Here is a 9,332-nt window from a genome sequence, read left to right as displayed (position 1 = left end):
TCGCCCTCCCCGCGGCGCTGCTCGCCTCCGGATGCTCCGCACCCCACCGGGGGACCGGGCGGCCCGGGGATCCGATAGTCCTCACCTTGCTCACCCACTACGCGAGCGGGGTGCTCAAGCAGGCCCTGCAGGGCCCGGTCGACGAGTGGAACGCCACCCACGACCGGGTCAAGGTCCGGACCGAGGCGGTGGAGTTCACGGATCTGCTGACCACGTTCATGGTCCGGCAGGCCGCGGGTCGGGGCGCCGACATCCTGCACCCGTACTGCCTGTGGAACGGCCAGCTGGTCCAGGCCGGCGTCCTGCGGCCCGCTCCGCCCGAGCACGCCGAGGAGATCACGCGCGGCTACGGCAAGGCTGCGGTCGCTGCCGCGTCGGTGGGCGGCCGGGTCCACGGCTACCCCACCGAGGTGCAGACGTACGCCCTCTACTACAACAAGCGGCTGCTGCGCGAAGCCGGTGTCCACGGTCCGCCGCGCACGTGGCGGGAGCTGGAGGAGACCGCCTACCGCACCGCCAGGCGCGACCGGTACGGCAACACGCTGGTCCAGGGCTTCGGGCTGTCGACGGCTGACGACTCCACCACCGTCGGCCAGACGCTCGCCCTGCTCAGCGCCGCCGGCGGAACGTTCGTCTCCGAGGACGGCAGGAGAGCCGCCATCGACTCGCCGGCCGGACGGGCCGTGTTCGACCTGGAGCACCGCCTCGTCGCCCGAGGTGCGAGCGCCCCCGGCGTCAACGTCTACAAGGCCTTCCGGTCCGGGCAGGTGGCCATGGTGGTCAGCGCCGGCTGGTGGACCGGGAGCCTGAAGGAAATGATGGGCGAGGACTACCGCGACGTCGGCGTCGCCCCGCTGCCCCTCCCCGAGGCGGACGGCAGGCGCGCCACGCTCTCCACCGGCTTCATGCTCGGGGTCAACGCGGCCAGCAGGCACCCGGGCGCGGCCTGGGAGTTCCTGCGCTGGCTCAACACCGAGAAAGTCGGCGTGAGCGGCGTCAAGGGCGCCCAGGCGGGTGGGAGAGCGACCCGGATGAGCTCCCTGCAGGTGTCCGTCGGCTCCCTGACCGGCCGCTCCGACGACATGCGCACGCTCCTGGGCGCGCACAGCGATGCGAACCTGCGCCCCTTCCTGGACGCGCTGGCGTACTCGGTGCCGGAGCCGAACGTGCCCGGCGCACAACAGGCCAAGTCGCTGCTGCGCAGGAACATCGAGGCGCTGTGGACCGGTCAGCAGACGGTCGACCAGGCACTGCGCACCACCCGCCGTCAGGTCGACCGGGAGATGTCGCGCTCATGGTGAACACCCTGCCGCCGACCACGACGGCCGAGCGGGCGGCGCCCGCGACGACACGCCCCGCCGGGCCGGTCGTCGACGGCCGCGCCCGGACCCGGCGCCGCCAGGTCGTCGTCGCCTACCTCTTCCTGGCGCCGACGCTGTTGTTCTTCGCCGTGTTCCTGATCCTGCCGCTCGGCTTCGCGCTGCTGCTGTCGACGTCCCGCTGGGCCGGGTTCGACCTCGGGGACATCCAGCCGGTCGGCGCGGTGAACTTCCGGAGCCTGTTCGCCGACGGATCGACGTTCCTCGCGCCGATCCTCACCAACACGCTGATGTTCGCCCTGGGCACGGTGGTCCTCGCGCTCGCCGGCTCCGTGGTCGTCGCCACCTGCATCGACAACCTGCGGTTCCAGGGGCTGTGGCGCACCCTGTACTTCCTGCCGATCGTGACGACCGTCGTCGCCGTCGGCAACGTGTGGAAGTACATGTACGAGCCGGGCGGCCTCGTCAACGGCGCCCTCAACGCCCTCGGGTTCGGCTCGGTGGCCTTCCTCCAGGACCCCGGCACCGCGCTGCCCGCCGTCGTGGTCGTGCAGGCCTGGGCCTCGGTCGGCTCGGCGATCCTCGTCCTGACCGCCGGGCTGAAGTCCATCCCCGAGTCGTACTACGAAGCGGCGGCGCTCGACGGCGCCGGGCCGGTCACCGTCTTCTGGAAGATCACGCTGCCGCTGCTGCGGCCGGCCCTGCTGCTCGTGTGCATCACCCAGCTCATCAGCGGTTTGCAGTCGTTCGCGCTGATCATCGTGATGACCAAGGGCGGGCCGGGTGGCGCGACCGACGTGGCCGCCTTGGAGATGTACCGGCAGGCCTTCTCCTACGGCCGCTGGGGCCCGGCGAGCGCCGCCGCCTTCGTGCTGTTCGTGGTGGTGCTCGTGGTCACCCTGGTGCAGTTGTGGATCTTCCGGCGCAAGGGGGAGGACGCGTGATCCGCCGCCGTTTCCCGTGGTTCTCGTATCTGGTGGTCGTGATCGGCGCCGTGCTCACGGTGGTGCCGTTCCTCGACATGGTGATGACGTCCTTCAAGGGGGCCGGGGAGGCGGGCACGCTGCCGTACCGGTTCCTGCCGAAGGCGTTCGACGTGTCGAACTACCGGGCGGCGATCGACCAGCTGGATCTCCCGGTGCTCTTCCGCAACAGCGTCATCGCCACCGCCGTGATCACCGGGTCGGTGCTGCTCACGTCGTCACTCGCCGGCTATGCGCTGGCAAAACTCCGCTTCCCCGGCCGGACGTTCATCTTCCGGCTCGTGCTGTCGACGATGATGTTCCCCCCGTTCCTCTTCTTCATCCCGCACTTCCTCATCCTGGTGCACTGGCCGCTGGCGGGCGGCAACGACCTGTTCGGACGCGGTGGGGCGGGCCTGACCGTCAGCATCGCGGCGCTCGCCGTGCCGTTCCTGGTCAACGGCTTCGGGATCTTCCTCATGCGCCAGTTCATGGTCTCGATCCCGGACGAGGTCCTGGAGGCCGCGCGCATCGACGGCGCCGGCGAGTTCGCCGTGTGGTGGCGGATCGTCGTGCCGCAGACCAGGCCGGTCGTGCTGACGCTCGGGCTGCTGACCTTCGTCCACGCGTGGAACGAGTACATCTGGGCGCTCCTCGTCTCGACCGCCAACCCGGACGTGATGACCCTGCCCGTCGGCATCCAGCTCCTGCAGGACTACGTGGACCCGACGCGCACGATGCCGATCGTCATGGCCGGTCTCGTCCTGAGCGTCCTGCCGGTGCTGGTCCTCTTCCTGCTGCTGCAGAAGTACTACATCCGCGGCGTGATGCTGAGCGGCCTCAAGTGAGAGGCCCTCGACCACGCCCACGGCGACTGGTACCACACGCCCGCCGCCTCCTACGCCGACCTGACCGGACCGGGCTCGATGCCGAAGGTCACCTTGCACGTGACAGCCCCAGCGGGACTCCCACGCTGTCCGTCCGCTGGAGCGACAACCAGATCAGCCTGTGGCCGGGCGAATCCGTGACCGTGAAGGCCACCCACAGGACGCCCGACCCGCCCGGCACCCCGCGCATACGTGTCTCCGGATGGAACGCCCGGGCCGTCACCGTCCCGTCCGGCTGACCACGGGTGCCCCGTCTGCTCCGCGGTGCCGCGGCAGCCTCAGTTGCACCGGCCGCTGCCGCTGTAGCAGGGGACGTACTCCGGGCCCGGGCGGGGAGCCGGGGTCGGGTGGGCGCGGTCGTAGTCGTGCTGGGCGAGGACGAGGAGGGCGGCGGCCGCGGCTGCGGCCAAGAGTTGGGACACGGCCGTCCAGCGGGCGCGGGACAGCATCGCCAGGCCGGCGAGGGCGAGGACCGCGAGGAGGAAGTACGACATCCAGGCGATGTCCGCGAGCCGGGCGGCGTCGATCCGCTCCTGGTCCCCCTGCGCGGCCCATGCCTCCATGCCGTACGCGAAGCCGGTCAACAAGAACACGGCCGTCTCCACCAGGAACAGCAGTACGGCGACGGTGACGTCCGCGCCGATGGACGTCCTGTTCGACCAGGGCCGGTTGCGGCGCCGCGGGGGTGCCGGGGGTGCCAGGGGTGCCGGGGCTCCGTGCGTCATGGGCCCACCCTGCCGGGCGGCCGCCGGGCGTGCATGAGTACCCGTACTCAGAGCCGCCGGCGGCCGGGCCCAGCCACCTGCGGCTGAGCCCGGCGGCGCCACACGAGAGCCACCGCCCGGCAGTCCGGCAGCCGGGCTACTTCTTGATCTGGTTCAGGCAGAGCACGAACTGCTTGCCCGAGCTGCGGCGGGAGCCCCTGGTCTGCTCGTAGTAGCCCATGTCCGACTTGCCCTCGCAGCGGTGCGTGTCCAGCGTGCCGGATATCACCTCGACCACCTTGTACGTGGCCCCGGCGGTTCCGCAGTCCACCACCTGGAGGTCCAGGCTCGCCGCCGTGGTCCCGTTGTTCTTCAGGCAGTCTCCGGCCTTCGCGTGGTCGGCGTCGTCCTGGCTGAGGAAGTAGCCCACGGCGCAGGCGATCAGGACGATGACGACGCCGATGCCCTTGAGTATCTTCATGATGCCGATGCCGCCGCTCCGGGCCGGCGCAGCGGGCGGAGCCGCCCACTGCTGCTGGGGCTGCATCTGCGGCTGCGGCTGCTGCGGGTACATCTGCTGCTGCGGCGCTCCGCCGTAGGGCGGCTGAGCCTGCGGCGGCGGATACGCGTACCCGGGCTGGGGCGGGTACCCCTGCGGCTGCTGGGGGTAGGGGCCGGGCTGGCCGTACGGGCCGGGGCCCTGCTGCGGCGGATAGGTCATACGGGAATCCCTCAACGATCACGCGTTACGTCATTTTGACGTGGGCACGCTATAGCAATCGATCACCATCCCTGCAATCCGTCCGGCGCCGCGCGGCCGCGCCCCGCGGTCCCGCGGCCGGTGTGCCGCCTAGGACTGCGTGCCCGCGCGTTCGCCGGCCCACCTGCGCAGGGAGGCCCTGGCCCGTTCACCGTCGGCCGGACGCAGGCCGCCGATGGATATGTGGTGGTTGCCTGCGGGGACTTCGAATACGGAGGAGTCGCGCGTGCCCGTGCCGAGCCGGAAGGGCTCCGCGACCGCTATGTCGTTCTCGCCGTTGACGAACATCAGGGAGCTGCCGTGGAGCCGCACCCAGCGGTCGATGTCCGCCATCGCGCCGGCCTGGAACCGCAGGGGAATGTCCCGCGGCACGTAGGAGCGGACGTCCTGGACGCCGGGGTGGCGCAGCAGGCCCTCCAGGTGCGGAGCGGCGAAGTGCGCGTACCCGAGCTGCGTGCCGAGCTGGTGGAAGTACGGCGTGAACACCTGGAGCGTCTGGTCGGTGTAGACGGGCAGCTGCGTCACCTGGGCCACCCAGCCGTAGAGCGCGTCATCCGTCGCGTCGGCTGCGGGGACCGATGCGCAGCTGCCCTCGGGCTGGTGCATCCAGAACATCATCGGCAGGCGCAGCACGGCGAGTTCGAAGGCGCGGTCCGCGCTGCCGATGGTCAGGAAGGTGGCCTTCGCCTCCGCCGCCCACCGCTCGTACCGCTCGGTCATGGCCTCACGGCGCAGCAGCGCCTGCCGCTGGACCGACTTGAGGGCGTCGCGGCATTCGGCCGTGCCGAGCTGTTCCAGACGGGCGTCGTACGCGCTGTCGTCCCGGTCGTCGGTGTTGTTGGGCGCGCCGTAGGCGACCGTGCCGGCCACGTCGTTCGGGTAGAAGCGCCGGTGGTAGACGGCGGTCATCCCGCCCTTGCTGCCTCCGGTCGATATCCACGAGCCGCGGTACACCCGCTTGAGCGCGGCGATCAGCCGGTGGTGGTCGCTGGCCGCCTGCCAGATGGTGAGCGTGGACCAGTCGGCGCCCTCGGGCCGTGACGTCCCGAAGAACCGCTGCTCGGTGGTGAGCTGATTGGCGTCCAGCAACACGGCCGGCTCCGACAGGCGCTGCGGGGACGATCCCAGGTCGTATCCGCTGGAGTACAGCACCATCGGCTTCTTGACGGACTTGTGCACCAGCGTGACCCGCTGCTCGAAGGAGCCTCGGTCGGGATGGCGGTGGTCGGTGGGCTGGCGGAAGGACAGGTCGAGCACGGTCTGCCCCGGGGCACCCGGGCGTTCGCCGAGCAGCCGCATCCCGGGGACCGCGGCGATCCTGGTTCGGATGTCCGCGTCGGGCGCGGTTCCGGCCGGCTGGGCCAGGGCGGGGGCGGACACCCCCGTCGCTGCCAGCACACCGCACACCACCACCATGACCAGGCGTTTCATCGTGTTCCTCATGTCTCCAGAGAACCGCGTCCGGTGGCGGTCGCGGCTCCCCCGAGCGTGGAAAAGATCTCCCCCTCATGGGGGAGGACTCCCCTGTCCACGATGTGCAAGCGGGCCCTTCAGTCCCCCGGGCCGCCGTCGTCCGCCGGCGGCAGGAATTCGGCGATGATCTCGGTGCCGAGTGCGTACGCCGGCACGCCCGCGGTGATGAGCGCGGTCTCGGCGACCCCGATGAGGTCGGCGATGCCGGCTCCGGCGTGGAGTGCGCCCTGGGCGTGGATCCGGGCGGGGTGTTCCCGGCCGAGGGCCAGCAGCTGCCCGAAGTGGACGAGCTGCTGCACGCGTGCTCCCAGCGGATTGCCGGTCAGCACGATGTGGCGCAGTGCCGCGAGCGCCTCTTCGGTCGGCAGCCTGCCGAACTCCCGGGCCAGGCGCAGCCTCTGCTGCACCCCGCCGGGAACGGCTCCGAGGGTGGAGCGGTAACGGTCGCGTACGGCCTCCGTACGGGAGGCGAGGGTGTCGTCGGTCATGACGTGACCCGCGCGATCGCGGCGCGGACGGCCTCCTGGGCGCCCGGGGGGAAGTCCACGGCGCCGCCGATCGCCGCGGCGGCGATCTCGGCTTCGGCGCTCTCCTCGATCGCCACCACGAGGTGGGCGGCGGCCGCCGAGTCCGGGCCGAACACCAGGAGGCCGTGGTTGGCCAGCAGGACCGCGGCCGTCGTCGGGCGCCGTTCCAGCACCTCGACGATGCCGCGCACCGACACGTCCGATCCGCGCGGCCCCCAGGGCACCACGGGGACGTCCTCGGCCTGCCCGAAGCGCAGCATCGGCTCGGTTCGGCAGGGCAGCGGCCGGTGGGCCACGGCGAAGGCGGTCGCGGAGGGCGAGTGGGTGTGGATGACCGCGCCCACGTGGGGGCGCGCCTCGTACACGGCGCTGTGCATGGCGATGATCTCGGCGCTGACGGACTGCAGCTGCCCTTCGAGGACCTGCCCGTCGAAACCGACGGTCGCCAGCTGTTCGGGCCGCAGGCCGCGGACGAACCCCGGCGTCAGCAGGAGGCGCTCACCGTCGAGCCTGGCGCTGAGGTTGGCGTGTCCGGAGTGGGACATCACCCCGGCCGCGAAGAGGCTCTCGGCGGCTTCCACCAGCTGGTCGGCCCGCTGTTTCCGTACAAATGCGTCGCTCATGGCGGTGTCTCCAAGTGTGCTGCCAGCGGCCGCTCGTTCGCCGCTGTCCACGTGCCGACCACTCTTCAACTTGAACTAAGGTTCAAGTCAAATGCCGGGACGAACGGGGAGCGCCAGGAGCACCTGGAGCGGAACATGCGCATGACGATCGGCCGACTCGCCGAGATCACCGGAGTGCCCGCTTCGGCCATCCGGTACTGGGAGCGCCACGGCCTGCTGCCCGCACCCGAGCGGGAGAGCGGGCAGCGGCGCTATCCGCCGGAGGCCGCCGAGCGGATCACGGTGCTGCGCAAGTGCCAGCAGGCGGGGCTGACCCTGGTCGAGATCGGTGAGTTCCAGCGGGAGCAGTCCCGCAGAGAGGCGATGATCCGCGCCAAGATCATCGAGATCGAGCAGCGCATGGTCGATCTCGACCACGCCCACCAACTCCTGACGCACGCCCTCAAATGCAGCGAGGAGGACATCGTCAGGTGCCCGAAGTTCCGGGAGCAGATGGCGGGGTGGCAGGTGCCCGATCCGGCGTCGTGAGGCGGGTTCGAGGGCAAGCGTGTGCACCTCGCGGGGGCAGGCCGGTCAGGCGTCGGCGGCCGTTGTCAGTGCCTCGCGAGAGGATCTCCTCATGACGATCCTCACCGCCGAAGAGGCGCTGTTCAGCCTGTCCGACCGTGCCGCGTACGAGGCCGCGCTCCGGCGCCTGCGCGCGGCCTCACAGGCGTACTACGGCGACGGCGACAGCGATCTGGACGACGCCTCGTACGACCGGCTCAGACTGGCCGTCCTCGCCTGGGAGGAGGAGCACCCCGCAGAAACCGGCGAGGACTCCCCGACCGGGCTGGTCGCCGACGGCGCGGCCCCGGTCGGGGACGTGGCGCACACCACCCGGCTGCTGAGCCTGGACAACGTCTTCGATGCCGACGGGCTGGTGGCCTGGGGGGCGTCGGTCCAGCGGCGTCTGGGGCGCGCCCCCGAAGGCGGGTTCACGGTCGAGCCGAAGATCGACGGGGCGGCCGTGGCCGCCCGCTACCGCGGCGGGCGCCTCGTGCAGATCGTCACCCGCGGCGACGGCAGCCACGGCGAGGACATCAGCCACGTCATAGGCCAGATCGACGGCCTGCCCGAGCAGCTCGCCGTGCCGGCCACGGTCGAGGTCCGGGGAGAGGTCGCCTTCACCCAGGCGCAGTTCGAGGAGGCGAACGCCGTACGGGCCGCCCACGGCGCCCCGCTCTTCGCCAACCCGCGCAACGGCACGGCGGGCACGCTGCGGGCGAAGGACCGGCCGTACCGGCTGCAGATGACGTTCTGGGCGTACGGTGCGGTGGAGCTGGACGGCGAAACGTTTCTTCCGGGCGGTGCCACGCACGCGGAGGCCGTCGCCGCGGTCGGCGCGGCCGGCGTGCAGACGACGGCGGCCTCCGCGGCCGGGCTCCGTGTCGTCGCCGACCTGGCCGAGGCCCAGCAGCGGGTCGACGCGATCGCGGCCATGCGCGAGCAGCTGCCCGTCGGGATCGACGGGGTGGTGGTCAAGCTGAACGACGCGGCCGAGCAGGCGGCGGTCGGCTTGGGCACCCGGTTCCCGTACTGGGCGATCGCGGTCAAGCTGCCCGCGGTCGAGCGGCAGACGGTGCTGGAGGACGTCGTGTGGGAGGTCGGCCGTACGGGTGTGCTCGCCCCGACGGCGGTCCTCAGGGCCGTGGAGATCGACGGCTCCACCGTCACGCGGGCCACCCTGCACAACCCCGCCGACATCCGCCGCCGCGACCTCCACCTCGGCGACACCGTGACGGTGTACAAGGCCGGCGACATCATCCCGCGCGTCCGGGCGGCCGTGGTCGCGCTGCGCCCCGCGGGGGCGGAGCCGGTGCCGCTGCCCGAGGCGTGCCCGCGCTGCGGCGGCGACATCGACAAGAGCCAGGAGCGGTGGCGCTGTGCCAAGGGCACCTCGTGCGCCCTCCCGGCGCTGATCGAATACGCCGCCGGGCGCGAGATGCTCGACATCGACGGCCTCGGCAAGACGTACGTGGCGGCGCTGGTGGAGTCCGGCGACGTCACCGATGTCGCCGACCTGTTCACGCTCACC

Annotated in this window: 11 protein-coding genes; 6 read left to right on the top strand and 5 right to left on the bottom strand. The window is 71.5% G+C overall.

The genetic code is table 11. The features are described 5' to 3' along the window. From AB0F11_RS36340 to AB0F11_RS36325, 4 genes are all read left to right on the top strand, one after another. Nucleotides 1-1,301, top strand: a 1,301-nt coding sequence (locus tag AB0F11_RS36340) for an ABC transporter substrate-binding protein (protein WP_362183593.1), incomplete at its 5' end; no start/stop codon positions are given. Further along, nucleotides 1,295-2,263, top strand: coding sequence for a sugar ABC transporter permease (locus AB0F11_RS36335; RefSeq protein WP_362183590.1), 969 nt, complete (start codon nt 1,295-1,297; stop codon nt 2,261-2,263). The genes AB0F11_RS36340 and AB0F11_RS36335, both read left to right, overlap by 7 nt. Beyond that, nucleotides 2,260-3,129, top strand: coding sequence for a carbohydrate ABC transporter permease (locus AB0F11_RS36330; protein WP_362183587.1), 870 nt, complete (start codon nt 2,260-2,262; stop codon nt 3,127-3,129). The genes AB0F11_RS36335 and AB0F11_RS36330 overlap by 4 nt, the downstream gene beginning before the upstream one ends. Further along, the gene (locus AB0F11_RS36325) at nt 3,126-3,407 is read left to right on the top strand and encodes a hypothetical protein (RefSeq protein ID WP_362183585.1); all 282 of its coding nucleotides are present in this window, start codon (nt 3,126-3,128) and stop codon (nt 3,405-3,407) included. The genes AB0F11_RS36330 and AB0F11_RS36325 overlap by 4 nt, the downstream gene beginning before the upstream one ends. A gap of 39 nt (nt 3,408-3,446) precedes the next feature. Here the strand turns inward: AB0F11_RS36325 and AB0F11_RS36320 are convergent, their stop codons facing one another. From AB0F11_RS36320 to AB0F11_RS36300, 5 genes are all read right to left on the bottom strand, one after another. Next, nucleotides 3,447-3,893, bottom strand: a complete 447-nt coding sequence (locus AB0F11_RS36320; protein WP_362183582.1) for a DUF6234 family protein — start codon at nt 3,891-3,893, stop codon at nt 3,447-3,449. A gap of 136 nt (nt 3,894-4,029) precedes the next feature. Then, nucleotides 4,030-4,593 carry a hypothetical protein gene (locus AB0F11_RS36315; RefSeq protein ID WP_362183579.1) on the bottom strand — a complete coding sequence of 188 codons (564 nt, stop codon included), beginning with the start codon at nt 4,591-4,593 and terminating at the stop codon, nt 4,030-4,032. A 129-nt stretch (nt 4,594-4,722) separates the two neighbouring features. After that, nucleotides 4,723-6,075 carry a S28 family serine protease gene (locus tag AB0F11_RS36310; RefSeq protein ID WP_362183576.1) on the bottom strand — a complete coding sequence of 451 codons (1,353 nt, stop codon included), beginning with the start codon at nt 6,073-6,075 and terminating at the stop codon, nt 4,723-4,725. Nucleotides 6,076-6,182: 107 nt separating this feature from the next. Then, nucleotides 6,183-6,593, bottom strand: coding sequence for a carboxymuconolactone decarboxylase family protein (locus AB0F11_RS36305; RefSeq protein ID WP_362183573.1), 411 nt, complete (start codon nt 6,591-6,593; stop codon nt 6,183-6,185). Then, entirely contained in the window at nt 6,590-7,255 is a 666-nt protein-coding gene (locus tag AB0F11_RS36300; protein ID WP_362183570.1) for a class II aldolase/adducin family protein, read from the bottom strand. Before AB0F11_RS36300 ends, AB0F11_RS36305 begins: the two co-directional genes overlap by 4 nt. A gap of 135 nt (nt 7,256-7,390) precedes the next feature. On the opposite strand from AB0F11_RS36300, the gene AB0F11_RS36295 reads away from it, so the two are divergent. Together AB0F11_RS36295 and ligA are read left to right on the top strand one after the other, a co-directional pair. Next, complete coding sequence (locus AB0F11_RS36295) at nt 7,391-7,783, top strand: MerR family transcriptional regulator (RefSeq protein WP_362183567.1); 393 nt, start codon at nt 7,391-7,393, stop codon at nt 7,781-7,783. Between the two features lie 91 nt (nt 7,784-7,874). Then, a partial coding sequence (ligA, locus tag AB0F11_RS36290; RefSeq protein ID WP_362183564.1) for an NAD-dependent DNA ligase LigA occupies nt 7,875-9,332 on the top strand: 1,458 nt, incomplete at its 3' end.

This window comes from Streptomyces sp. NPDC032472 (genome assembly GCF_040636955.1).
Classification (GTDB): domain Bacteria; phylum Actinomycetota; class Actinomycetes; order Streptomycetales; family Streptomycetaceae; genus Streptomyces.
This window is presented reverse-complemented; position numbering and strand designations above follow the sequence as displayed.

What these genes read in the sequence shown, in the direction of transcription:
- AB0F11_RS36335 (WP_362183590.1), top strand. Translation starts at nt 1,295, where the DNA reads ATGGTGAACACCCTGCCGCCGACCACGACGGCCGAGCGGGCGGCGCCC.
- AB0F11_RS36320 (WP_362183582.1), bottom strand. Translation starts at nt 3,893, where the DNA reads ATGACGCACGGAGCCCCGGCACCCCTGGCACCCCCGGCACCCCCGCGG.
- AB0F11_RS36315 (WP_362183579.1), bottom strand. Translation starts at nt 4,593, where the DNA reads ATGACCTATCCGCCGCAGCAGGGCCCCGGCCCGTACGGCCAGCCCGGC.
- AB0F11_RS36310 (WP_362183576.1), bottom strand. Translation starts at nt 6,075, where the DNA reads ATGAGGAACACGATGAAACGCCTGGTCATGGTGGTGGTGTGCGGTGTG.
- AB0F11_RS36305 (WP_362183573.1), bottom strand. Translation starts at nt 6,593, where the DNA reads ATGACCGACGACACCCTCGCCTCCCGTACGGAGGCCGTACGCGACCGT.
- AB0F11_RS36300 (WP_362183570.1), bottom strand. Translation starts at nt 7,255, where the DNA reads ATGAGCGACGCATTTGTACGGAAACAGCGGGCCGACCAGCTGGTGGAA.
- AB0F11_RS36295 (WP_362183567.1), top strand. Translation starts at nt 7,391, where the DNA reads ATGCGCATGACGATCGGCCGACTCGCCGAGATCACCGGAGTGCCCGCT.